Source organism: Solibacillus sp. FSL W8-0474 (genome assembly GCF_038004065.1).
Lineage (GTDB): Bacteria > Bacillota > Bacilli > Bacillales_A > Planococcaceae > Solibacillus > Solibacillus faecavium.
In genome coordinates this window covers 3649667-3674104 of the sequence record NZ_JBBOQJ010000001.1, presented here as the reverse complement: position 1 = coordinate 3674104, position 24438 = coordinate 3649667, and the positions used below count along the sequence as shown (strand labels likewise).

Here is a 24438-nt window from a genome sequence, read left to right as displayed (position 1 = left end):
CCTCCTTTAGTTAACGGTTAATTAATCAATTGCAATGGAACCGAGTTCTTTCGTGCGAATACGAATCGCCTGCTCTACCGGATAGATGAAAATTTTACCGTCACCAACTTCTCCTGTAGAAGCTTCGCGTAATAAAACATCGATAATCGCTTGAACTTTTGCGTTGTCTACAACCATTTCGAGCTTTAGCTTTTGAGAGAACTCCATTGAAAAGGAATTGCCGCGAAACAATCCGATTTTTCCTTCTTGTCGACCTGCACCGGCAATTTCGGAAATGCTCAGCCCATCAATACCTTCTAAAGCTAAACCTTCTCGCACTCTTGCGAAAACTTCAGGACGAATAATTGCTTCGATCTTTTTCATTTCTCCCCAACTCCTTGTGTTATGTTATCTAACATGATAAATCGATTTTCATAATAAATCAATACCTTATGTTAGGAAAAATGACATGTATATTCGATGGGTTTAATCGCATTGTGAGATGAAGTGAAGATGGAGGGGGTGAATAGTTCGAAATGGCTTTATAAAAGAATAGGAGGAGTGATTTAACAGAAGCTTTACATAACGAACGTTTTTTATTGATTCATTTGGGGAAAACTAAAAGGAATTGAAACTAAAATGTGTGTGAAAATGCAGATATCGAAAATAAAAAATCTTCATACTTCGAATTAATTCAAGATAGTGTATACTATGACTAATTATGTTTTGGAAGAAGGGAACTCACGATGAATGAAAAGTATGTAGATGATAGTTTCGCTTTGCATACCGATTTATATCAAATTAATATGGCGGAAAGCTATTGGGCAGACGGTATACATGAACGCAAAGCTGTATTTGAACTTTATTTCAGGCAGTTGCCATTCGGGAATGGCTACGCTATTTTTGCAGGACTGGAACGCATGTTAAATTATTTGAAAGACTTTAAATTCAGTGAAACAGATATCGACTATTTACGTGAAGAACTCCATTATAAAGACGATTTTATTGAGTATTTAAAAACTATCCGCTTTACAGGTTCGATGTATTCCATGGTGGAAGGAGAACTTGTATTTGCTAATGAGCCAATTGTGCGCATCGAAGCGCCATTGGTTGAAGCACAGTTAATCGAAACGGCTTTATTGAATATCGTCAACTATCAAACGCTTATCGCAACAAAAGCAAGTCGCATAAAGCAAGTAGTCCACAATGAAATTGCAATGGAATTTGGAACACGCCGTGCACAAGAGATGGATGCTGCAATTTGGGGAGCTCGTGCCGCAGTAATAGGCGGTTTTGAATCTACTTCAAATGTGCGTGCAGGTAAATTGTTCAATATTCCTGTATCGGGCACGCATGCGCATGCTTTAGTTCAAGCGTATAAAAACGACTATGATGCATTCCATTCGTATGCGAAGCGTCATAAAGACTGTGTGTTTTTAGTCGATACGTACAACACGCTTAAGTCAGGTGTACCGACGGCGATTCAAGTTGCGAAAGAACTTGGGGACAAAATCAATTTTGTTGGTATTAGATTGGATAGTGGAGATATTGCTTTCCTTTCAAAAGAAGCGCGCCGTATGCTTGATGAAGCTGGATTCCCTAATGCGAAAGTCATCGTTTCAAACGATCTGGATGAATACACAATACTAAACCTGAAAGCGCAGGGTGCACGAGTTGATATGTGGGGTATTGGTACAAAGCTCATTACTGCATACGACCAACCGGCTTTAGGTGCGGTTTATAAAATGGTTTCAATTGAAAATGAGCGTGGTGAAATGGAAGATACGATAAAGATTTCTGCTAATGCCGAAAAAGTTACAACACCTGGATTAAAGCGAGTTTACCGTATTATTAATAAGAAAAGCGGTAAATCGGAAGGTGATTACATCGCGATGGCGGATGAGAACCCGGCGGCAGAAGAACGTATTAAAATGTTCCATCCGGTTCATACATTCATTTCTAAATTCGTTACAAACTTTGAAGCGAAAGAGCTTCACCAACTCATTATTGATCATGGGGAAATTGTATATGATAACCCATCGTTAACAAATATACGTAAATACGCTCATGCCAATTTAGATTTATTATGGGATGAATATAAACGTTCCTTAAACCCGGAAGAATATCCAGTAGATTTGAGTCAAAAATGCTGGGACAATAAAATGCGCAACATTCAAGAAGTGCGAGATATGGTAACAGAACTCGAATAACGTTAAGGGGTGTGTACATTGTCATTATTACAACAACAAATTATTGAAGAATTAAAAGTAATGCCAACAATTAATGTTGAAGAGGAAATCCGTAAATCCATTGATTTTCTAAAGAATTATGCAAAAAAGCATCCGTTTTTAAAAGGGTTTGTCCTAGGCATTAGTGGCGGACAGGATTCTACGCTAACAGGGAAGCTTGCACAAATGGCGGTGGATGAGTTAAATGAAGAAGCCGGCGCACACACATATTCATTTTGGGCAGTGCGACTTCCTTATGGACTTCAGAAGGATGAACAAGATTGCCAAGATGCGCTCGACTTTATCCAGCCGACAAAAATTTATACGGTAAATATTAAAGAAGCTGTTGATGCGAGTGTCAACGCTTTGTTAGCAGCGGGGATAACGCTGAGTGATTTTGCGAAAGGGAATGAAAAAGCCCGTGAGCGTATGAAGGTGCAGTATTCAATTGCGGCTATGCATAATGGGGTCGTAATTGGTACCGACCATGCAGCTGAAGCGGTAACAGGATTCTATACAAAATATGGAGATGGTGGCGTTGATTTAGTGCCAATCTTCCGTTTGAATAAACGACAAGGCCGTCAACTATTGAAGTATTTAAATTGTCCAGTTCATCTGTATGAAAAAGTCCCAACCGCTGATTTGGAAGAAAATCGTCCAGCATTACCGGATGAAGTGGCATTGGGGATCACATACGATCAGGTTGATGATTATTTAGAAGGTAAAGAGATTCCTGAACAGGCGCGTATTACGCTGGAAGGACATTATTTGCGTTCGATGCATAAACGTCATATGCCAATTACAATTTTTGATGATTTTTGGAAATGATAATTAAAGCTGTGTCACGGGAAAAGTGACGCAGCTTTTTTTATTTGTAAATATAATAATTTTTGAACAAGTCGATATAAAAGGGAGGAAGGGGGGACTATACTATGAGGACTTCTAGAGTTGCCGCTACACCAAGTAGTATTTATCGCAACTCGACGCGTGCTATGTTATCCGATACGCATTTTGCGGATGCAATCAACAGTGGAATGCATGATCATTTTCGTGACCCTCGCGAGCAGCTAACCAAAAAGAAACAAAAAAAGAAACCGCAGTCACGTCCTAAAAAGCTTATACATAACAAGGGTCACTATATTATAAAAGGAATGCAGTACAATGCGAATTCTGCAGAAACCTTAAGGCGTTTATTGCGGTATTCTGAGCGGGTAACTACCCTTAATAATGCCAATTGCCGGATAGCAACCTATAAAACATCTATATAAATCACTTCACTTTGAAATATAAGTGAGGTGATTTTCCATTTATAAAGTAAACTAGTTGTACTAACATTTTGTTTTGGTTATGCTTAAACTATATGTAATATATGGTACATTCAGCTGGGAGGACTATTCATGAACGAACAAATCGAGAAAATAATCAGAAATATCGAAAAAGTGATGATAGGAAAAAGAGAGATTGCTGAGTTAAGTATTGTTTCATTACTCGCTGGAGGACATGTATTATTGGAGGACGTGCCAGGTGTAGGGAAAACGATGATGGTACGTGCCCTTTCGAAATCTTTAGGTACTAGTTTTAAACGAATTCAGTTTACACCGGATTTACTGCCATCTGATGTAATCGGTGTTTCAATATACAACCCGAAAACTTTACAATTTGAGTTTCGTCCAGGACCGATAGTAGGAAACATTGTTTTAGCGGATGAAATTAACCGTACCTCTCCGAAAACACAGGCAGCTTTATTGGAAAGTATGGAAGAAGCATCAATTACAGTGGATGGTGATACGATTCAACTGCCAAAGCCATTTTTCGTTATGGCTACACAAAATCCAATTGAATATGAAGGGACATACCCGCTTCCTGAAGCTCAATTAGACCGCTTTTTGCTCAAAATTAAAATGGGTTATCCGACAAAAGAAGAGGAAATTGAAGTATTGAGCCGTGCCGAGAGAACGGTACCAATTGACGATATTTCGGCTGTAATAACAATTGAGCAATTAATGGAATTGCAAAGGCAAGTAAAAGAAGTGCATGTAGAAAATAATATAAAAGAATATATAGTGTCACTCGCTCAAAATACTCGTCAGCATCACAATGTATATTTAGGAGTTAGTCCCCGCGCTTCTATTGCATTAATGCGTGCTGCACAAAGCTATGCATTTATGAAAGGGAGAGATTATGTTATCCCGGATGATGTCCAATATTTAGTAAAATTCGTATTCAGTCACCGTATCATTCTAAAACCAGAAACGCGCTATGAAGGGATTACAGAAGAGCAAGTAATTGAAAATGTGCTTCACTATGCCCATGTTCCCGTGAAAAGGTATGTTCCGGAATGAGGGGATTCAAACAGTTTTTCCGGCATAGCGGTCGCTTAGTTACCGTTATTTTATTGCTCGTTATAACGTATTGCTATGCGATGTTCCAAGGGGGCTTTGTCAGCTGGTTTGTCTTTTTTACAATCTTACCCTTTTTGCTCTATTCAGTATTACTTGCTGTTTTCCCCATTCATTTTAAAGAGATATCCCGAACACTATCGAAGGATCGGATTGAACGAGGGAACGATGTGCAGGTGACGGTAAGATTTCGGAATACGAGTTGGTTCCCAATCGTGTTTATGATGGTACAGGAGTTGCCGATGGACAATGGGCTTTATGAAAGACCAAACGGAAATGTGACAAAGTTATTTTTAGTTGGTTGGAAACGTGAATTCGAATGGACATATGAATTGAAAGCATTAAAACGCGGGGAATATCATTTTAAAGGCTTGGAGTTTACGTGTACGGACTTTTTTGGATGGACGATTCGTAAAGTAGCAGTAAATCATCCTCAACTCTTTTTAGTTTATCCGAAAGTTTCGGATGTGAACGTATTGCCAATAGGGATGCAATATGATCAAGGTTCCAGTCAGTCGCGCTATTCTTTAGTAAAGGACACAACGATGGCAACCGGAGTACGAGAATATATACCGGGGGATCGTTTTTCCTGGATACATTGGAAATCCTTTGCGAAAAATGGCGAGCTACGGACGAAAGAGTTCGAAGATCGTAAATCGCAAAATATGTTTATATTAATAGATCGTGCTGTTCAAAAAAATTTCGAGCAAGTAATCGATTATACAGCATCCTATATTAATAAAATAGTAAAAGGAAATGGTGATGTTTCTTTTTTAAGTGCAGGTGACGATCGATATTTTGCGCCGATCATAAAAACAGATAAACAGTTTGAGAAGGTGCTTCAACACTTGGTAACTGTACAGCCTGATGCGCAGTTTGGTATTGAGCGTCTGCTATATGAAGAACAAAAATTCATGAGCCGCTCAGTAGTAGTTATTGTAACGGGTGAGCTCGTGCCGGAACTGCGGGAAATTTTGAATTCAGGAACAAAATATGCCCGTAAAATTATTTGCTTTGTCGTAAATGATGAAAAAGATTCCGTGCAGCTCTTTAGTCAAAACAATGAGGTTCATTACGTAGGTTCGGATGAGCTGCAGTCAATATATTCGGAGGTGAAGCACGCATGAGACGCAGTACTTCCGAAAAGATTGAATTCACTATTTTCTATATTATTATCTTCCTGATTTTAAGAGAATGGCTTTTACCAATTATGGAATTGACAAGTACAGGCTATTTCATGCAGTTTTTAGTCTTTATGGGCATCTGTTTAATATTGGGTGTTTTTTCATTACCGTTTGTCGTATCTTGGATTATTAAGTTAGTTTATATTACATGGTTTATTGTAAGTGTTTATAATGATGGTCAATTAACGGCAATGCAATTTTTATCGAATGAACTAAAAAATAATGTGAATACAATTTTAGCGGGTGAATGGATTTATGTAAGTGATCCATTCCGTACAAGCTTGTTTTTCATTTTAATTTGGATGCTGATTTATTTAATTCAGCATTGGGTAAGTGTGCGCTTTAGTATATACTATTTCCTTTTGCTTACAGTGTTTTTCATCGGTACACTTGATACTTTTACCGAATATGATGGAACGATGGCCATTATAAAAGTAATGATTTTAGGGCTTATTCTTACAGCTCTCCTTTTCATAAAACGATTGATGCAAGCGGCTAATATGCAAAAGGATTGGACGAGCTATTTAGTTTATGCGACCCCGATTATTATTTTTGTAACAATAGCAGGGATTATAGCAATCTATTTACCAAAATCAGAGCCGCAATGGCCGGATCCAGTACCGTATATGAAGGGGGTTGCTGGGATTGGGGGATCTTCTTCACAATCATTTGCCACAGTAGGTTACGGGGATAATGATGAAAGTCTTGGAGGTCCGTTTGTTGGTGATAATACACTTGTCTATGAAATTCAAACACCGATTCGCCAATATTGGCGTGTGGAAACGAAAGATTTTTACACATCAAAAGGGTGGATTCATTCTGGTGACGATTCTATGCAGCAGACGCTGCAAATGACGGATAAGTTACCGCTTTCCATTAATCCAGGACCGGAAGACCCGCAATCTATACAGGTACTAGCGGTAAATCCAGCTTACCGATTTTTGGTACAGGCATATGGAACGACATCCTATGAACTCTATGATCCGCAAAGTTTGATTAGGTTTGATGCGAGCAACGAAAAAATGGTTCCGGTTATAAATAATAATGTGGTTTCCCCTTCGTCGTATGAAATGACATTCCAACAACCAGAATATAGCTATACCGCATTAAAAGATTCTTTATCTTCCACGGAAAATGATTCACGCTATTTGCAGCTTCCCGATAATTTACCGCAGCGAGTTACAGACTTAGCGTATGAAATTACGGATATGTACGAAAGTGTTTATGATAAAGCGCGTGCAGTGGAAAGTTACTTTGCGAGAAGTGGCTTTCAATATGAAACGACAAACGTACAAGTTCCTAAAGGGAATCAAGATTACGTAGACCAGTTTTTATTTGAAACAAAACTCGGCTACTGTGATAACTTCTCAACTTCAATGGTTGTATTGCTTCGCTCGGTAGGGATCCAGGCACGTTGGGTTAAGGGGTTCTCAAGTGGAGAACGAGTACAAGAAAACGATGGTATGTATACGTATGTAGTGACAAATAATGATGCCCATTCATGGGTGGAAGCATATATTGACGGCATTGGCTGGGTACCCTTTGAGCCGACAATTGGTTTTAGTAACCCAATGAATATTAATTATGATGTTGATTTAGAAATGCCGGAAGAAGAACAATTACCGGAAATGGAAGAACAACCAGAAGTCGTGCAACCAGAACTGGAAGAACAAGATTCGCAGCAGCCTGTTAATGGTGCTGCAAATACAATCAACTGGTCTAATTTTAAATGGGTATTTTATGGATTATTAGCCATACTAATTATAGGGTTTATCATTATGTGGAGAAAGCGCGGCACGTGGCAACCGAAACTTGCTGTGAAAATGAACCGCTCAAAACTAAATCACTCGGATACATTTGAGGAGGGTTATTTAGTATTGTTAAAACAATTGGAGCGTATTCATTTGAAACGTCGTCAAGATGAGACATTACAACAATTTGCGCTACGTGTTGATAATCAGTTAAATACAACTAAGATGAGAGAATTAACTGCCTTTTATGAGAAACTGATTTATGACAAACAAACCAAAAAATTAGACACGACAGAAATGAAAGAAATTTGGGAATATTTAATCAATCGCACGAGTGGTTGATTTTAGCTCATTGAAAGAGTAAAATTTAGAAAAATGAATAGTATTGTGCCTTCATATAAGTCTGGTAATATGGTCCAGATGTTTCTACTAAGTTACCCTAAATAACTTATCTATGACGGTGGGTTTCACTATATCCCTTAATAGGGATAGGTATACCCACTTGAAGAAGAGATGAAATATGAACGCGTAGAAATTACTTTCTTACGCGTTTTTTTTCTTAATTATAGGCCGCAAAAAATTAGAAGAGGTGGAAATTGTGTCAACTCCTATGTTAAAAGAACTTGAAAAGATTGTCGTTCTTGATTTCGGTAGTCAGTTCAACCAGTTAATTACGCGTCGTATCCGTGAATTCGGTGTATTCTCAGAATTACATCCACATACGGTTACAGCAGAAGAAATCAAAGAAATGAATGCTGTAGGTATCATATTCTCAGGGGGTCCAAACTCTGTGTATGATGAATCAGCGTTTCATGTTGATCAGGCAATTTTTGAATTAGGGCTACCGATTTTAGGTATCTGTTACGGAATGCAGTTAATGGCACACACTCAGGGTGGTAAAGTAGAAGGTGCTATTACTCGTGAATACGGAAAAGCAGAAATTAACGTACCTTCAGATAATAAACTTTTCGCGGAATTACCAAAAAATCAAGTTGTTTGGATGAGTCACGGTGACCATGTAACAGCTGTACCAGAAGGATTTGAAGTAATCGCGACTAGTCCAGCATGTCCGATAGCAGCAATGGCTGATACATCTCGTAACTTATATGCAGTACAATTCCATCCGGAAGTACGTCACTCTGTATACGGAAATGATTTACTGAAAAACTTCGTATTCAATGTCTGTGAAGCAAAAGGCGATTGGTCAATGGCTAACTTCATTGATATCGAAATTGCGAAAATTCGTGAGCAAGTTGGCGATAAGCAAGTTCTTTGTGCATTATCAGGCGGGGTAGATTCTTCTGTAGTAGCGGTATTAATCCACAAAGCTATTGGTGATCAGTTAACTTGTATGTTCGTTGACCACAACCTAAACCGTAAAGGTGAAGTTGAGCAAGTAATGAAAACTTTCACGGAAGACTTTGATATGAAACTAATCAAAATTGATGCTCGTGAACGTTTCATGAACAAGTTAAAAGGTGTTTCTGACCCAGAGCAAAAGCGTAAAATTATCGGCAATGAGTTCATTTACGTATTTGATGAAGAGTCATCAAAACTAAAAGATATGGATTTCTTAGCTCAAGGTACACTTTACACGGACATTATCGAGTCAGGTACAGCAACTGCTCAAACAATTAAATCACACCATAATGTTGGTGGATTACCAGAAGACATGAAGTTTGAATTAATCGAACCTTTAAATACATTATTCAAAGACGAAGTGCGTGCTTTAGGATTAGAGCTAGGTCTTCCAGAAGCGGTAGTATGGCGTCAACCATTCCCAGGTCCTGGTTTAGGTATCCGTGTACTTGGTGAAGTAACAGAAGAAAAACTGGATATCGTTCGTGAAGCTGACTATATCCTACGTGAAGAAATTAAAAAAGCAGGCCTTGACCGTGATATTTGGCAATACTTCTGCGTATTACCGGACATCCGTTCAGTAGGCGTAATGGGTGATGGTCGTACGTACGATTACGCAATCGGTATCCGCGGTGTAACATCAATCGACGGCATGACATCTGACTGGGCACGTATCCCTTACGATGTACTTGAGAAGATTTCTGTACGTATCGTAAATGAAGTTAAGCACGTTAACCGTGTGCTGTATGACATTACTTCTAAGCCACCAGCAACAATTGAGTGGGAATAGGTCTAAATGCCTATATTTCTAAAGTATTGATATAATTAGGTTTTTGGCATGTTTCGCGTAATCTATACTTTAACGTGCTACTATTCATATTAAAAATTAAACTCTCTTTTATTTCAGTTTTGTTGAAATGAAAGGGGGTTTTTTTGTGGTTAAAATTATGGAATTAATAGATGAATTTCGAGTTGACCAGCAGATTCAAGCAAGGAAACCAAGATATATAGATTTATGTATGTATCGTTTAAAACTATGGGCGACTTATTTGAATGATGAGTATGAGATTACAGAAATTGAAGAAGTCAAACAGCTACATATAAAAAATTATATTCGCTATCGTCAGCAGTTAGGCAAAGAAAAGGCGATTACTATTAATGGACACATTGCTACTTTACGTGTGTTATTCAATTTTTTAATTGACGAAGAATTTATAACGGAACTAAATAGTCCAATGAGACGGATAAAAAATCTTAAGGAAGAAAAGACCGTAATTAGAACTTTTACTGATGCAGAAGTTAAAAGGATTATAAAAGCAGTACCGGAAGAGACCTATTCAAATATTAGGGATAAGTTAATTTTGATTATGTTATTTGATACAGGTATACGTGTGAGTGAATTATGCCACATCAAAGAAGCTGATGTTTCAGCCCGCAATATTTTAATAAACGGCAAGGGTTCTAAACAAAGGCTGATTTATATCAGTAAAATTATGCGAAGGTACATGAGGAAATTTGAAGTTGCTAAGAAAATACGTTTTCAACATAAATATCCCGAAGAAATTCAAGATTATTATTTTCTAGACCAATGTGCAGAAGGGCTTTATCGTTCAACTATAAACAAGATATTAAAAAAATATTGTGAAGTTGCAAATGTAAGAAAAGAAGTTAGGTGTTCACCTCATGATTGTCGGCATTATTTTGCACAAAAGCAATTACGAAATGGATTGGATATATATAGCCTAAGTAGATTGTTAGGGCATTATGATACACAAATAACAGCGAATTACTTAAAGGGCTTAGATCAGGAGACAATTCTTGAATTAGGGAAAGTAAAATCACCATTAAATATGGTACAAGTTTGAACAAATAAAAAGGAGAGTGCTATCAACACCCTCCCACGTACTAAGTGTTTGGCGACACGTTAGCACAAATCGTTTTAATCTCTCAAATTAAATACGAACTATTATGCCTTCATTCTACTTGAAAAAAAGTTGAAATGCAAAGGCCTAGTTTCCTATTGTCTTTTTTAGGTGCTAGCAGTTCTTTCGAGGTTGCCCACTAACTCGAATCAAAGTGAAACTGGAAAGGTTATGACTTAACCGCTGCAATAAATAAGTCTAGGATACAATAAAGCACTTCCTTGTTGGTGCAAGTATCTGAAAGTGGTTGACGCACATATTCGGTCAGGAGTGGAAGATCTGGTGGCTACGGTCACGCAGAACACACCATACATTGTAATTGTTGCTGAGTTCCTCATAACAGTAGGATAAGCATTTACGGTACGTGTAAGGCACGTATAACGGGTTACAATAACTATCGGGGGCAGAAGTAGATAGTAGGTGTGTTGTTCGGGAGAACCCATTTAACAAGGGCATACATATACGGATACCTCAAATGACGGATTCATGTAAATACATATTGCAATGGCTGGCTACGTTTTAGATTCTATTAAGTTAGTTTCTGAAATGTAGGCAGTCATTTTTGCACCAAGCCGTTGTCCTCAATTCTGGCTTCATGGTATATAAATCCCAAAAAATATACTATATAATTTAAGTCAGAGGTGAGGTAATTTTGAAACCAGAAGAAAAACCAGAAGAAAAACCAGAAGAAAAACCAGAAGAAAAACCAGAAGAAAAACCAGAAGAAAAACCAGAAGGAGGAGATATTAATAGAATTTTAAAAGACAAAAGCAGTAAGATAAGTATTGAATTACTAATTGGTATGCTTATAGCAGTAATATTAATTGTAGTTTTTATAGGAAATGACAATCTAAGATATTTTGCCTCAGATAACATAGAAACTTTAATAAGTTTAATATTAGGCTTACTTTCTGCTATTTTAGCTATGACAACTTTACTAAGGTATTTAAATGGTAGTAGTAAGCATGGAGGGGATATTTCTCAAGAAGAGTTAGAATTAATAACAAGAAATCTAAAACAAAAATCGAGGCTATTAACTGCTAGAAATAATGTGGATGAAGTGTATTCTGATTTTAAGGGAAAATTAATGCGTGAGAACGCTATAGAACTTAAAGAGGAATGGAAAAAAGAGTTTATTGAACAACATAAAACGCAGATTGTTATAGAGTTAATAAATAATAGTTTTAATTCAACTGTATTGAGACTAAAGGATGAAATTAGACGTCTTAACAGAAGTAGTAATCTTAATTTAGTTATAGGGATTTTAATTACAACTGTGGGTATACTTCTTTTAAGTTTTTTTATATATAACTTAAATAATAACGATTTTGAAACTCCATTAGGATTTTTTTTAGATTTCATACCTAAATTATCTTTAGTAATATTCATAGAAGTATTTGCCTTTTTCTTTTTGAATTTATATAAAGCCTCGTTAAATGAAATTAAATACTATCAAAATGAATTAACACGTTTGGAATTAAAAGCGTTATCTTTAGTTGTAAGTATGAATATGGAGTCTGAAGAATTAAAAAATGAAATTATAAAAGATTTTTCTTTAAATAGTCCAGTTCAAGATTTAGTTTCAGAAGTAAATGAACCGTTGTCTGACAAGATAAATGGTGACAACATAGTAGAAATGTTCTCAAAAATACTTGAATCATATAAAAAAACAAATTAAGGATAGGTTCTGCGTGACCGTAGCCACCAGATCTTCCACTCCTGACAAAGGGAATATTCCGAAATTTGACGAATATGAACTTAATAAGGAACAGTGGAATGAGATTATAATACTAATTAAAAATGAAGAGTTATTAAATGGAGTTTCAATTTTATATGCTGATGATGAAGTATATTATATCTCTATAGATTCTGCAAAGTTGACATTTAAGGGCATTGATTTTTTAGAAGAAAATAATGCTTGGACCAAAATATATAATAGCATTAAAGAAGCAAGAGATTGGTTTAAAATTTAAAGGGTAGGAGTCTATAATGAACGACTTATTAAGCAATTATTTGGATGTAATAATCTCGTCAGCAGCATTTAGTACAATAGCATTTTTCATAATAAAGAAAATTATTGCTAGTAGATTTGAAAGATCTTTAGAGAATCATAAGGGTTATATTAACAAAGAGTTAGAAGGTATAAGGCATGATCAAAATAAGTTATATAAAGAGTTTGAATTATTCACTGTAAAAAAACATGAACATTATCCTGAATTATATAAAAAACTCGAATTATGTATAGGTGAAGTAATGCGTTTACGTGGCAATATTCGAACTTTGAATTATAGTAATGCAGGTAAACAAGATATACAACATTTCATGGAAGAAAGATTATTTACAATTAAAGACCGAGAGGAAATATTAGGACTTTGGGAGACAGATAAACCGGGAGGTATAAGAAAACTAAAAGAACGTTTGGAAAGGATTAAATATAATGAAGCAGAAGAAGAGTTTATAAATGCAAATAATTATTTTATATTAAACCAATTTTATTTCTCAGAGGACCTAGCTGAAATTACGAGAGAACTGTTAGGAAAAGTTCACAATCTATGGTTAAATTACGATCCGGATTATCGTTACTATAATGATCCAGATTTTATGAAAGTGTTAAGAAATGAAAATCCTGAGTTAATTAAAGTTATAGGCGAATTAAAAGAACAAATACAAAGTAAAATTAGGAACGAACTTACTAGATAATTTAAAATGTTAATTATGCACAAAAGTTAAAAGAAGAAATCCTGGTTTAATATGGTTTTCGTAATTGTGTAGAATTGTGCAAATTGATTTATTGCACAATATAGATACCAGATTTGAAAACTTTTTTTGCACAATAAAAGAGGGGGTATTATACCTCCTCTTTTTGTTGTCTATATTCCTTGATTCGGCGTTTAAAAGTTGCAATACTACACTTAGCGTAATCGGCTGCCTCTGGTTGTGACATTTCACCGCGTTCCACTTTTTCAATTGCATGTAATAGTGCACCTTCAATTTTATATTTCTTTGATTTTCTACCAAACTTCACCCCTTTTTCTATAGCATCTTTAATACCTTCTTGTGTACGTTCGATAATCATTGAACGTTCAAATTCTGCAAATGCCCCTAATACATTGAATAAAAGCTTTGTCATTGGATTATCCATATTCTCTGCTGTAAACATACCCATGTTCAAAATATTAACTGTAACACCATTCGCGGTTAAGTTAGTAACAACTTTTTCGAGTTGTGATAAAGAACGTGCAATTCGATCTGCTTTAGTAACAATTAATGTATCTCCGCGTTTAATCATGGCTAAGAGTTGAGTAAGTTCCTTCTTGTTAGTCGAAGTTCCGCTAATCTTTTCTTTGTATATTTTAGTAGCCCCAGCTTCTTTTAAAGCCTTCACTTGAATATCTAAATCTTGTTTATCTGTACTAACACGTGCATATCCAAAAATCATGTTTATTTCTCCTAAACTGATAATTTTATTTGATGCTACTTTTTGATACTTTGTAAAACCTAATATAACGCTACTCTGTTGTGGTGTCAAGAAGTGTTGATATTTTGATACTCATAATATTTATTGTCTTAAAAGTCAATTTTAATGCAAGTACTTATATACGGACTTTATCTAGCGATTAGAAATATTATTTTATTCATTTTATTGAGAATGTCTCAAATTAATCGTTTATTGCAAGTACGTTAGTAGAGGAAAGGAGAAAAGAGATGGAACTTGTTCATATAAGTAAATAAATAGGGTTCATGTAACTTAAGAGGGAATTTTTTATTCTGAATAAATTTAGGCTATTACAAATGATACGGAAGGAGAAATTAAATGATTAAATCATCAAAGTCGATCGCGACAGAAAATGTTAATGAAAGGTTTGAAAAGGTGTCAACAGACCTCTTCTACTATTTACAGTTGGGACTAATAAAGCCTTTAGACTGTGTTCTATATATTAAATATCTGGAATTGTATAACGCTAAATATGGTTACGCATACCCAACGATTTATCAGTTACAGGATTACTTAAATTGTAGTCGATCAAGTATCTTGGAATCTAACAAACGTTTAGTAAAAGCTGGACTAATTAAAGTAGATAAGTATAAAAAAAATAATAATATTTATTTACCATTGCAACCATTATCTAAAGCGGAATTAAGTAATCAAGTTCCAGTGGAAATCATGGAACTAGAAATAAGGAAGGCTAAAATCTACAAAGCTATCGATGGAGATCGGCTGCGTTTTGATGGTTTGTTAATGAACCAAAGTAACAAAATTAGTGATTAACAAATAAGTGAGTTTGAATAATGAACTTTTGAAAGGCTAAATAACAATACTTAGTAGTCTGAAATATAGACGTTATACATACTTACTTATACAGACTTAGATATACAGATTTAATAGCTAGCTAGATACTAGCTAGTCACATAAATAATTAAATAAAAAATAATATAGAATTACTATAAAGAAAAGGGAGTTTAGTAATGATTCAAAACAATATTAAAGTGATTTCTACCAGACAGCAAAATTTAAATATGATAGAGAAAGAGTTACGCTACAAGTACGGTATCGAAAAAACTTCAAAAGAATTGCTGGATTTAATTGTATATATTGCAGCAAAGAATATGCAGGAATTTATAAATCTATTGTGTGATAATAAGGAATAAACAAAGGCTAAGCCTACAATCAATTGTGTTGAAATAATAATAGTCCAATTCGGCTGCGGAAAAATAGGCTTCAATAACTATCAATAGTGACAATCAAAAGTTAATGGCCAAGACTAAGCTATAGATGAACAAACAGATAGAGACGCGAGAGATTAAGTCAATATTAAATGTGAGTAGCCAAAACCTGATCACTTAAGTTAACTAGATACTATAAACTATATATTTTTATTAAAATATTCGTAATAGTAACTATGGGTTTGGAATTGTTGATTTGCAACACCCCCACCTCAGGGGGGCGGGGGGGAGAGATGGTCTGTCTGATTCTTGCTGAAAATATGCATCATTTTTGAAACTTTTTCATGCACAAAGCCATTTAGAAATACTATAAAATACGAGGTTTGTAAATTTAATGATAGATATACGTGTCCTTACTATTTTCAGATATGAGTCTAAGTTATTTATGAATAGTTGCCTCATTTATTTACTTGAAAAATACTTAAATGTATAATTGTGTAAAGAGGTGTTTGAATGAATATTACTTTAAATCAGGGTAAAGATGAAGTTCAATTAAAGGAATGGTATGAAGAAATAAGACCATTATATGAAATGCTTGGAAAAAAGGTAAAAGATATAATTGAGGACATGTTAAGTGAAGGGGGAATCCAAGTACACTCTATTGATTTTAGGGCTAAAGAGGTAGATAGTTTTGTTAAAAAAGCTATAAAAGATAAATATACCTACCCACAAGAAGAAATTCATGATTTAGTTGGAATTAGAGTAATTACATTTGTTAAATCAGATGTAATAAAAGTTTGTGATGTTATTAAACCACTATTTAAAATAGATAACGATAATAGTTCTGATAAAGGAAAGGAATTAGGGGATAATAAAGTCGGTTATAGATCGGTTCATTATGTAGCAGAGTTAACTGAATCACGAACGGATTTACCTGAAAATAAAAAGTACAAAGGAATTAAGTTTGAAATACAAGTTAGAACTATATTGGAACACGCTTGGGCAGATATTTCCCATGATAAAGATTATAAGTTTAAAGGTGTTTTACCTGTAGAAAATGATATTAAACGACGTTTTTCTTTAGCGGCAGCCACATTGGAATTATTAGATAGAGAATTTGATAATATTTCTAAAGAAATAGATGAATATGAAAATGTTTTGAATAAAGAAACCGATGTCGGTAATCTTAAATATCCTATTGATAGTATATCCTTAAATATTTTATTAAAAAGAGTTTTTTCAAAAGAAATTGAAGATGGGGAAATCACACCAACTTTCAATTCAATAGAGGAGACATTGATTGAAGAATTAGAATTATTCGGTTTGAAAACTATTGAAGATATAGATGTATTGATAACTAAAACTCCCAAAGGAGACATAATTAATAATAATAATTTTGTTGGAATTTTAAGGTATATAATGATAATAGATAATCCAGAGAAATATTTTAATAAAGCATGGAGAAATGGTTGGGCAAGTATTGACGAACCTACATTTAAGATCTTAGATAAGATTAATCCAAATGTTAAGGATTATATTATTGAAAATGAAATAGATATTAACAAATATTAGAAATTAATCTTAGGGGATTTTTAAAATTAAACTTAAAGATCTCTGTGTAAACGAACTCGCAAAAACGTTAGATTAATCCAAATGTCTGCTTTGCGTAAAGTAACTTTTAGATGGTAAGCTAATAATCCTTAGATTTAGGACTTTTACAAAGTTAACAGCTTTAGAAAAAATTCTCTAACTAAAAATTGTCAAATAATAATTCCCTTGTTTTCTCTAATCATTTGAAAACGAGGGGATTTTTAATTGTAATTGAAACAAAAAGAAAATTTATATATCCGTTTCAAATGGATAGTTGCGAAATTGGTAAAATAATGCTACTATTGACTGAATAAAACTTGAACGAAAATGATTTTAATATTTAATATGAGACCTATTTTTTTAGAACGCAATCGGTATCCGCGGCGTAACGTCAATCGAGGGCATGACATCTGACTGGGCACGTATCCCTTACGATGTATTGGAGAAGATTTCTGTACGTATCGTCAACGAAGTAAAACACGTAAACCGCGTGCTGTATGACATTACTTCTAAGCCACCAGCGACGATTGAGTGGGAATAAACGCTCGCCAAATTTCGAGGAGCGACTGCACCGCAGAAGCACAATAAATTTATGAACAACGTAATAAGCTTGGTAGAGCCTTACTTGATAGGGTTTCTGCTGAGCTTTTTTACTTAGTTTTAAATTTTTTTACGAATATATGTAAGGTTAGCAGTGCACTATAAGGTTTACTTCAGTAAAATAAGGTATAGTATATTTGTTGGATGGATTCTCTTTAAGGATTAGAAAAGTAGGTGAACAAAGTGGGGAAATATCAATTGGATACAAAAGGCAAGGTAGCTGTGACAAAGTATCATGAAAAAAACAAACCTGCCAAATTTGATAAAAAACAACAACTTGAAAAAATACGTGCAGAGTATTTGAAGAAGAAACAAGAACAAACAGATAAATAGGATGAATGTAAACATAGGAGGATAGTTTTTCCCCTATGTTTTTCTTATTTTTAAACAAGTAGGGCTCTGAAAAAGATAGCGGTTAAATAAACATTTTTATTCTTTCAGTTTTATTGCGAATTGTTAAATTTATATTACTCGGGTTTAGTATTTCTGAGAAAAGGTATTGATTAGTATACCTATAATCAAGATAAACGAGCGGTATGAACTAAACTATTAAAAATGGAGGAATGAAACATGGAAACAAGTGAAAACAAAAAATTACATGGTATTTACAATACGGAAATGGAATTACAAGCAGAAATGGATCGCCTTCGTACACAAGGATATGGTGAAGAGGATATGTACATCGTGTCGAATCATAACCAACAGCTTTCAATGTATCGAGGATCATCTTCATATGATAATGATGCAAAAGAAGGTTCATGGTGGGATCGCTTCAAAGCATTCATCATGGGGGAAGATTTAGTGCGTGATAAGTATTTCACACAAATGGGTTTAACAGAAGATGAACGAAATCGTTATTATAAAGATTTACAGGAAGGTAAGTATCTATTGTATGTAGATAAAGACTATGGAACTTACTTCGATGAAGGTACAGATAGTTATGGGGTAAATAAAACTGAAGAAGAGCGTTTAGCCCTTCATGAGGAAGAGTTACTACAACGAGAAAGAAATGATATTCATAATACCTCAACAAATTTAGATGAGTCGTTAAATCGAACAAATCGTCAATATTAAGAGCTGTAATTAAATATAAGGAAGTCTATATTGTATAGGCTTCCTTTTTATGTTTAAAATTATTTACTCTTCAATAGTATCTTTTGGGCGGGATTTCCACTCGATTCCACTAGATACACAACCTAATGTCATGATTAATAAAAGTACAAATAATGTGTTATGCAACCAATACGGCAATTAAAGCCCTCCTTTAAACTATCTTTAACAAATATTATTTTAACATACTAAAAAGATAGAATGTACAATTTAGAGCTGGTGAAGTTAACAAAATAAGTAAAAGCCTAAGCAGCTTATAGGCATACTCAGGCTAATGTGATTAGTTTTCCTTTTTTTCGATGAAGAACGTTACGATAAAAAATAGGAAGAATGCGATTAATAAAATTGATCCGCCTACAATGAAGAATATCATATTTATTGTTTCGTTAGTGTTCAATGGATCTAAGTAGTGTAGCCACATTCCTATACATAACCCAACGGCACCAATCATACCTAAAATACTTTGAATCTTTACGTAAAGTAGTTTGCGGATTGGTACAGAATAATAGAAAATTCCCCACGCAAATACCGATAACCATCCGACTAATACAAAGTGAGCGTGAATTGGACGTAAAGCATAATTCATTTCTCCACTCATAATAGAGCCAATTAAAACACCTAAAAAGCCAAAAATTGCCGCGAAGCGAATTAAGCGCATCGCCCATATTCGTTGTTGTAACAAATAAATCCCTCCAAAAAAATTCATTTCAAGTTAACTATAAAAGAGTAATATGACATCTCTATAAACTTTCCTGAGAAAATATTCTATTATTCCAGTAAATCTAACACATCATATAGCTTGTAATCAGCTAATATCTCTTGAGGTAATAAAGTGAGCAACTCCTCTTTTGATGCCCAAAGATACTGCTCGTGTTCGCTTGATAAAGATATTTGACTTTCTTCACTCTCGCATAAATAGGAAAGTAAAACAATTTGCCGGTCATTACTTGTAAAGAAGGTGGTCGAAAATAAAAGGTTTTTCACGGTTATTTTCAATCCTACTTCTTCGAGATATTCTCTTTTAAGTGCTTCTTCCAATGATTCGCCGAAGTTTAAATTTCCTCCTACTACCTCCCATGTTCCTGCGCCGAAAGAATCGGTATGTGATCGTTGGATAATTAATATTCTATTATTTCTAATAAGAACGCCTTTTACAACAACCTTTATTTCATTCAAAAAATCCCCTCCAAAGTAAATGTGAGTAATAGAAAAAGTAGACTGGATTACAGTATATACCAAGTCGGTAAAAAGGCGTTTAGTAATTTTTGCGGAAAGACTTGGCTAAATTATGAATGTTTTTACGAACCTTTTTCGATAAAAATTAAAAAATGTTCGGATGTGGGCTTGTAATTTAAAAAATGAAATGTTATATTACTAGCGTAAATTAAATATGTCGTCGTATAATGTCGGGAATATGGCCCGTAAGTTTCTACCGAATCACCGTAAATGATTCGACTACGATTTAAAATAAGTTTCGATTCTATTTAACTAATAGAAACTATTCTTATTTCCATAAATCGTAGACATGCAGCTTAACAGCTTAGCGTGTCTTTTTGTTTTATAGGATCGAAACCCTCGATAGTTGTAAGACGACAACACGGAGGAAAATTTCATTATGAAAAAGTATTTCGAGTTTGATAAACTTGGTACAAATTATCGCAAAGAGATATTAGGTGGCTTCACTACATTCTTAGCGATGGCCTATATTTTAATTGTCAATCCATTAACATTAACATTAGCGGATGTACCTGATCTTCCGGATGCAATGCGTATGGATTATGGTGCAGTATTCGTAGCAACAGCCTTATCAGCAGCTGTTGGATCGTTTGTAATGGGATTCTTGGCAAAGTATCCGTTGGCATTGGCACCGGGACTTGGACTAAACGCATTCTTTGCTTATACAGTTGTTTTAACAAACGGAAGTCCATGGCAGCATGCTTTGGCGGCGGTATTCGTTTCAGGTGTGTTCTTCTTGATTTTAACTTTAACAGGTTTACGTGAAAAATTAATTAATGCAATTCCAATGGAATTAAAGTTAGCAGTTGGTGCAGGTATTGGTTTATTCATCGCATTTATCGGTTTAAAAAATGCCGGAATTGTTATAGCGAATCCAGCAACATTTGTGGGTATTGGTAACTTAACAGATCCAGAAGTATTGTTAGCTATATTTGGTATAGTTATTACAGTTATTTTCTTAGTTCGTGGTATGAAAGCCGGAGTATTCATCGGAATGGCTATTACTGCTATAGCTGGCATGATCTTTGGACTAGTGGAATTACCATCACAAATTGCAGCGATGCCACCATCTTTAGAACCAACATTCGGTGCGCTTTTCTCGGCTTTTGGAGACGCGGAGTTTTATACTTTAGCAATGCTTTCAGTTATCTTAACTTTCCTATTCGTTGACTTCTTTGACAATGCCGGAACATTAATGGCTGTAGCCAACCAAGCAGGATTTGTTAAGGACAATAAACTACCTCGTGCAGGTAAAGCTTTAATTTCTGACTCGATTGCAACGATTGCCGGATCTATTTTTGGTACATCAACAGTAACTTCTTTTGTTGAATCTTCTTCCGGAGTAGCTGCTGGTGCTCGTTCTGGTTTTGCAGCAATTGTGACAGGCGTATTCTTCCTATTAGCACTTTTCTTCTTACCGATTCTAAGTGTTGTAACTTCAGCAGTAACGGCTCCAGCGTTAATCGTTGTAGGGGTATTAATGGTTGCATCGCTTGGTAAAATTGAGTGGGAAAAATTCGAAATTGCAGTACCGGCATTCTTCACTATGTTAATGATGCCCTTAACATTCTCGATTGCAACAGGTGTTGCTGTAGGTTTCGTATTCTACCCATTAACAATGATTGTCGCAGGCCGTGCAAAAGAAGTTCATCCAATTATGTACGTTTTCGGATTTATATTCTTGCTTTACTTAGGCACTGCAGCACATTAATAAAATTTAATCTTAGCTACTTAGACAATTCGTTTAAGTAGCTTTTTTTATTCGGCGGTACCTCCCGATTACAAATTAAGTTACGGATGATTAGAAGGACAATCAATATCGAGGTAGAAGATAATGTATAAGGGGTGAATAGATTATGGAAGTAAAAATTATTGAAGCCAGTACATCTGACTATATAGAAGTAAACCGAATTGTAAGGGAAGGGCATGAGGAACACGTAGAAGGGGATCGGTCTATTTTCCGTAGTGTGGAAACGGTGATGCCTGAAGATTATTACAATGAACTATTAAAGAATGATAATAGTAAAATATTTATTGCAAAATTAGAAGAAGAGACGGTTGGCTTTGCAATAATAAGTTTGGAAGTATCACCGCCATTCCCTTCGTTAGTTTCTCGGAATTATGCCTACATACATGATTTTGGCGTTGATCAAAGAAAGAAACGTCGATCAATCGGTTCGAAGCTCTTTGAAAGGTGTATTCAATGGTCGGAAGAAAAAAATGTAACGTCAGTGGAGTTGAATGTGTGGGAATTTAATGAAGATGCATTAGCATTTTATGAGAAACAAGGCATGAAAGCTATTAGTAGAAGAATGCGAATCGATATTACATAACTTTTTTCTTCTAAATGGGAGGGGGAAAAAGATGAATTTGGGGGTGACAAGCAAAAGAACTTTACGTTATGTATAATAGGAAGAAACTCTATATGAATGCCGGTCTAAATATCAGAAAATTTTTTCTTTTAAAAAGGGGTTGCGTAAAGCTTACATACGGGTGTATAGTTAATCACGTTGCTGCGACACACTGAAGCAAGCAACACAAACGAAAAACAAATTTTAACAAAGTTGTTGACAAGTAAAAACAACTCAGTTATAATTTGAAACAGTCGCACAAACGACTGACAAATGAACCTTGAAAACTGAACAAGCAACGTTAATGAAATAAGCTTCTTAAATGAAGCAAACAATAGATTTTAACTTTTAATTAAGTTGAATCGCTAGCAAAGCAAATGAGCTTTCAAACTACTTTTATGGAGAGTTTGATCCTGGCTCAGGACGAACGCTGGCGGCGTGCCTAATACATGCAAGTCGAGCGGATGATGAGAGAAGCTTGCTTCTCTCTGATTTAGCGGCGGACGGGTGAGTAACACGTGGGTAACCTACCTTATAGATTGGGATAACTCCGGGAAACCGGGGCTAATACCGAATAATACTTTTAAACACATGTTTGGAAGTTGAAAGACGGTTTCGGCTGTCACTATAAGATGGACCCGCGGCGCATTAGCTAGTTGGTGAGGTAACGGCTCACCAAGGCAACGATGCGTAGCCGACCTGAGAGGGTGATCGGCCACACTGGGACTGAGACACGGCCCAGACTCCTACGGGAGGCAGCAGTAGGGAATCTTCCACAATGGACGAAAGTCTGATGGAGCAACGCCGCGTGAGTGAAGAAGGATTTCGGTTCGTAAAACTCTGTTGCAAGGGAAGAACAAGTAGCGTAGTAACTGGCGCTACCTTGACGGTACCTTGTTAGAAAGCCACGGCTAACTACGTGCCAGCAGCCGCGGTAATACGTAGGTGGCAAGCGTTGTCCGGAATTATTGGGCGTAAAGCGCGCGCAGGTGGTTCCTTAAGTCTGATGTGAAAGCCCCCGGCTCAACCGGGGAGGGTCATTGGAAACTGGGGAACTTGAGTGCAGAAGAGGATAGTGGAATTCCAAGTGTAGCGGTGAAATGCGTAGAGATTTGGAGGAACACCAGTGGCGAAGGCGACTGTCTGGTCTGTAACTGACACTGAGGCGCGAAAGCGTGGGGAGCAAACAGGATTAGATACCCTGGTAGTCCACGCCGTAAACGATGAGTGCTAAGTGTTGGGGGGTTTCCGCCCCTCAGTGCTGCAGCTAACGCATTAAGCACTCCGCCTGGGGAGTACGGTCGCAAGACTGAAACTCAAAGGAATTGACGGGGGCCCGCACAAGCGGTGGAGCATGTGGTTTAATTCGAAGCAACGCGAAGAACCTTACCAGGTCTTGACATCCCGGTGACCACTATGGAGACATAGTTTCCCCTTCGGGGGCAACGGTGACAGGTGGTGCATGGTTGTCGTCAGCTCGTGTCGTGAGATGTTGGGTTAAGTCCCGCAACGAGCGCAACCCTTATTCTTAGTTGCCATCATTCAGTTGGGCACTCTAAGGAGACTGCCGGTGATAAACCGGAGGAAGGTGGGGATGACGTCAAATCATCATGCCCCTTATGACCTGGGCTACACACGTGCTACAATGGACGATACAAACGGTTGCCAACCCGCGAGGGGGAGCTAATCCGATAAAATCGTTCTCAGTTCGGATTGTAGGCTGCAACTCGCCTACATGAAGCCGGAATCGCTAGTAATCGCGGATCAGCATGCCGCGGTGAATACGTTCCCGGGCCTTGTACACACCGCCCGTCACACCACGAGAGTTTGTAACACCCGAAGTCGGTGAGGTAACCTTTATGGAGCCAGCCGCCGAAGGTGGGATAGATGATTGGGGTGAAGTCGTAACAAGGTAGCCGTATCGGAAGGTGCGGCTGGATCACCTCCTTTCTAAGGATTATTTCGGAATCATTCCCTCGGGGAATGAAACATTAACGTTTGCTGTTCAGTTTTGAAGGTTCATTCTTAATTGAATGAGATACTTCAAAACTTCGTTCTTTGAAA

General features: G+C 36.1%; 22 protein-coding genes, 1 rRNA gene, 1 pseudogene and 2 riboswitches. Of the genes and pseudogenes, 20 read left to right on the top strand and 4 right to left on the bottom strand.

Annotated features, from left to right (window positions below; genetic code table 11):
* Nucleotides 1–21 precede the first annotated feature (21 nt).
* Nucleotides 22–363 carry a P-II family nitrogen regulator gene (locus NYE67_RS18595; RefSeq protein ID WP_191701812.1) on the bottom strand — a complete coding sequence of 114 codons (342 nt, stop codon included), beginning with the start codon at nucleotides 361–363 and terminating at the stop codon, nucleotides 22–24.
* A gap of 362 nt (nucleotides 364–725) precedes the next feature.
* Here NYE67_RS18595 and NYE67_RS18590 point away from each other — a divergent pair, with 362 nt between their 5' ends.
* From NYE67_RS18590 to NYE67_RS18540, 11 genes are all read left to right on the top strand, one after another.
* The gene (locus NYE67_RS18590) at nucleotides 726–2189 is read left to right on the top strand and encodes a nicotinate phosphoribosyltransferase (RefSeq protein WP_340726347.1); all 1464 of its coding nucleotides are present in this window, start codon (nucleotides 726–728) and stop codon (nucleotides 2187–2189) included.
* 18 nt (nucleotides 2190–2207) lie between these two features.
* On the top strand, nucleotides 2208–3035 hold the full coding sequence (gene nadE / locus NYE67_RS18585; protein WP_339214334.1) for an ammonia-dependent NAD(+) synthetase: 828 nt from the start codon (nucleotides 2208–2210) through the stop codon (nucleotides 3033–3035).
* A gap of 104 nt (nucleotides 3036–3139) precedes the next feature.
* Nucleotides 3140–3475 carry a hypothetical protein gene (locus NYE67_RS18580; RefSeq protein ID WP_340730772.1) on the top strand — a complete coding sequence of 112 codons (336 nt, stop codon included), beginning with the start codon at nucleotides 3140–3142 and terminating at the stop codon, nucleotides 3473–3475.
* Nucleotides 3476–3604: 129 nt separating this feature from the next.
* On the top strand, nucleotides 3605–4549 hold the full coding sequence (locus NYE67_RS18575; protein ID WP_340726345.1) for an AAA family ATPase: 945 nt from the start codon (nucleotides 3605–3607) through the stop codon (nucleotides 4547–4549).
* On the top strand, nucleotides 4546–5733 hold the full coding sequence (locus NYE67_RS18570) for a DUF58 domain-containing protein (protein WP_340726343.1): 1188 nt from the start codon (nucleotides 4546–4548) through the stop codon (nucleotides 5731–5733). Before NYE67_RS18575 ends, NYE67_RS18570 begins: the two co-directional genes overlap by 4 nt.
* Nucleotides 5730–7883 carry a transglutaminaseTgpA domain-containing protein gene (locus NYE67_RS18565; protein ID WP_340726342.1) on the top strand — a complete coding sequence of 718 codons (2154 nt, stop codon included), beginning with the start codon at nucleotides 5730–5732 and terminating at the stop codon, nucleotides 7881–7883. The genes NYE67_RS18570 and NYE67_RS18565 overlap by 4 nt, the downstream gene beginning before the upstream one ends.
* A 31-nt stretch (nucleotides 7884–7914) precedes the next feature.
* Nucleotides 7915–8016, top strand: a riboswitch (purine riboswitch).
* 135 nt (nucleotides 8017–8151) lie between these two features.
* Nucleotides 8152–9690, top strand: a complete 1539-nt coding sequence (guaA, locus tag NYE67_RS18560; RefSeq protein WP_445682987.1) for a glutamine-hydrolyzing GMP synthase — start codon at nucleotides 8152–8154, stop codon at nucleotides 9688–9690.
* A gap of 145 nt (nucleotides 9691–9835) precedes the next feature.
* On the top strand, nucleotides 9836–10765 hold the full coding sequence (locus tag NYE67_RS18555; protein WP_340730771.1) for a tyrosine-type recombinase/integrase: 930 nt from the start codon (nucleotides 9836–9838) through the stop codon (nucleotides 10763–10765).
* A 709-nt stretch (nucleotides 10766–11474) separates the two neighbouring features.
* Nucleotides 11475–12500, top strand: a complete 1026-nt coding sequence (locus tag NYE67_RS18550) for a hypothetical protein (protein ID WP_340730770.1) — start codon at nucleotides 11475–11477, stop codon at nucleotides 12498–12500.
* A 13-nt stretch (nucleotides 12501–12513) separates the two neighbouring features.
* Nucleotides 12514–12795: a YjcQ family protein gene (locus tag NYE67_RS18545; RefSeq protein WP_340730769.1), complete on the top strand. Its 282-nt coding sequence runs from the start codon at nucleotides 12514–12516 to the stop codon at nucleotides 12793–12795.
* Between the two features lie 16 nt (nucleotides 12796–12811).
* On the top strand, nucleotides 12812–13522 hold the full coding sequence (locus NYE67_RS18540; RefSeq protein ID WP_340730768.1) for a hypothetical protein: 711 nt from the start codon (nucleotides 12812–12814) through the stop codon (nucleotides 13520–13522).
* A gap of 148 nt (nucleotides 13523–13670) precedes the next feature.
* On the opposite strand, the gene NYE67_RS18535 is transcribed toward NYE67_RS18540, so the two are convergent.
* Nucleotides 13671–14261, bottom strand: a complete 591-nt coding sequence (locus tag NYE67_RS18535; RefSeq protein ID WP_340730767.1) for a recombinase family protein — start codon at nucleotides 14259–14261, stop codon at nucleotides 13671–13673.
* A gap of 375 nt (nucleotides 14262–14636) precedes the next feature.
* On the opposite strand from NYE67_RS18535, the gene NYE67_RS18530 reads away from it, so the two are divergent.
* From NYE67_RS18530 to NYE67_RS18505, 6 genes and pseudogenes are all read left to right on the top strand, one after another.
* The gene (locus NYE67_RS18530; protein WP_340730766.1) at nucleotides 14637–15092 is read left to right on the top strand and encodes a transcriptional regulator; all 456 of its coding nucleotides are present in this window, start codon (nucleotides 14637–14639) and stop codon (nucleotides 15090–15092) included.
* Nucleotides 15093–15289: 197 nt separating this feature from the next.
* Nucleotides 15290–15472: a hypothetical protein gene (locus NYE67_RS18525; protein WP_340730765.1), complete on the top strand. Its 183-nt coding sequence runs from the start codon at nucleotides 15290–15292 to the stop codon at nucleotides 15470–15472.
* Nucleotides 15473–16000: 528 nt separating this feature from the next.
* Nucleotides 16001–17059, top strand: coding sequence for a GTP pyrophosphokinase (locus NYE67_RS18520; RefSeq protein ID WP_340730764.1), 1059 nt, complete (start codon nucleotides 16001–16003; stop codon nucleotides 17057–17059).
* Between the two features lie 388 nt (nucleotides 17060–17447).
* A pseudogene (locus NYE67_RS18515) lies at nucleotides 17448–17618 on the top strand (GMP synthase (glutamine-hydrolyzing)); the annotation flags it as partial.
* Nucleotides 17619–17860: 242 nt separating this feature from the next.
* The gene (locus NYE67_RS18510; protein WP_191701804.1) at nucleotides 17861–18010 is read left to right on the top strand and encodes a hypothetical protein; all 150 of its coding nucleotides are present in this window, start codon (nucleotides 17861–17863) and stop codon (nucleotides 18008–18010) included.
* Between the two features lie 237 nt (nucleotides 18011–18247).
* The gene (locus NYE67_RS18505; protein WP_340726341.1) at nucleotides 18248–18751 is read left to right on the top strand and encodes a general stress protein; all 504 of its coding nucleotides are present in this window, start codon (nucleotides 18248–18250) and stop codon (nucleotides 18749–18751) included.
* 316 nt (nucleotides 18752–19067) lie between these two features.
* Here NYE67_RS18505 and NYE67_RS18500 read toward each other — a convergent pair whose 3' ends face one another.
* Entirely contained in the window at nucleotides 19068–19469 is a 402-nt protein-coding gene (locus NYE67_RS18500) for a hypothetical protein (protein WP_340726340.1), read from the bottom strand.
* An 86-nt stretch (nucleotides 19470–19555) separates the two neighbouring features.
* Complete coding sequence (locus NYE67_RS18495; protein ID WP_340726339.1) at nucleotides 19556–19963, bottom strand: NUDIX hydrolase; 408 nt, start codon at nucleotides 19961–19963, stop codon at nucleotides 19556–19558.
* Nucleotides 19964–20163: 200 nt separating this feature from the next.
* A riboswitch (purine riboswitch) is annotated at nucleotides 20164–20265 on the top strand.
* A gap of 137 nt (nucleotides 20266–20402) precedes the next feature.
* On the opposite strand from NYE67_RS18495, the gene NYE67_RS18490 reads away from it, so the two are divergent.
* The 3 genes from NYE67_RS18490 to NYE67_RS18480 all read left to right on the top strand — a co-directional run bounded on the left by NYE67_RS18490 (nucleotide 20403) and on the right by NYE67_RS18480 (nucleotide 24324).
* Nucleotides 20403–21734 carry an NCS2 family permease gene (locus NYE67_RS18490; RefSeq protein ID WP_340726338.1) on the top strand — a complete coding sequence of 444 codons (1332 nt, stop codon included), beginning with the start codon at nucleotides 20403–20405 and terminating at the stop codon, nucleotides 21732–21734.
* 145 nt (nucleotides 21735–21879) lie between these two features.
* Entirely contained in the window at nucleotides 21880–22356 is a 477-nt protein-coding gene (locus NYE67_RS18485) for a GNAT family N-acetyltransferase (protein WP_340726337.1), read from the top strand.
* 413 nt (nucleotides 22357–22769) lie between these two features.
* A 16S ribosomal RNA gene (locus NYE67_RS18480) occupies nucleotides 22770–24324 on the top strand.
* Nucleotides 24325–24438 lie beyond the last annotated feature (114 nt).

Excerpts from the sequence above, each read along its gene's own strand:
- NYE67_RS18520 (WP_340730764.1), top strand. The coding sequence starts at position 16,001 with ATGAATATTACTTTAAATCAGGGTAAAGATGAAGTTCAATTAAAGGAA.
- NYE67_RS18525 (WP_340730765.1), top strand. The coding sequence starts at position 15,290 with ATGATTCAAAACAATATTAAAGTGATTTCTACCAGACAGCAAAATTTA.
- NYE67_RS18535 (WP_340730767.1), bottom strand. The coding sequence starts at position 14,261 with ATGATTTTTGGATATGCACGTGTTAGTACAGATAAACAAGATTTAGAT.
- NYE67_RS18595 (WP_191701812.1), bottom strand. The coding sequence starts at position 363 with ATGAAAAAGATCGAAGCAATTATTCGTCCTGAAGTTTTCGCAAGAGTG.
- NYE67_RS18575 (WP_340726345.1), top strand. The coding sequence starts at position 3,605 with ATGAACGAACAAATCGAGAAAATAATCAGAAATATCGAAAAAGTGATG.
- NYE67_RS18565 (WP_340726342.1), top strand. The coding sequence starts at position 5,730 with ATGAGACGCAGTACTTCCGAAAAGATTGAATTCACTATTTTCTATATT.
- NYE67_RS18490 (WP_340726338.1), top strand. The coding sequence starts at position 20,403 with ATGAAAAAGTATTTCGAGTTTGATAAACTTGGTACAAATTATCGCAAA.
- NYE67_RS18590 (WP_340726347.1), top strand. The coding sequence starts at position 726 with ATGAATGAAAAGTATGTAGATGATAGTTTCGCTTTGCATACCGATTTA.
- NYE67_RS18505 (WP_340726341.1), top strand. The coding sequence starts at position 18,248 with ATGGAAACAAGTGAAAACAAAAAATTACATGGTATTTACAATACGGAA.
- guaA (WP_445682987.1), top strand. The coding sequence starts at position 8,152 with ATGTTAAAAGAACTTGAAAAGATTGTCGTTCTTGATTTCGGTAGTCAG.
- NYE67_RS18580 (WP_340730772.1), top strand. The coding sequence starts at position 3,140 with ATGAGGACTTCTAGAGTTGCCGCTACACCAAGTAGTATTTATCGCAAC.
- NYE67_RS18540 (WP_340730768.1), top strand. The coding sequence starts at position 12,812 with ATGAACGACTTATTAAGCAATTATTTGGATGTAATAATCTCGTCAGCA.
- NYE67_RS18570 (WP_340726343.1), top strand. The coding sequence starts at position 4,546 with ATGAGGGGATTCAAACAGTTTTTCCGGCATAGCGGTCGCTTAGTTACC.
- NYE67_RS18485 (WP_340726337.1), top strand. The coding sequence starts at position 21,880 with ATGGAAGTAAAAATTATTGAAGCCAGTACATCTGACTATATAGAAGTA.
- NYE67_RS18530 (WP_340730766.1), top strand. The coding sequence starts at position 14,637 with ATGATTAAATCATCAAAGTCGATCGCGACAGAAAATGTTAATGAAAGG.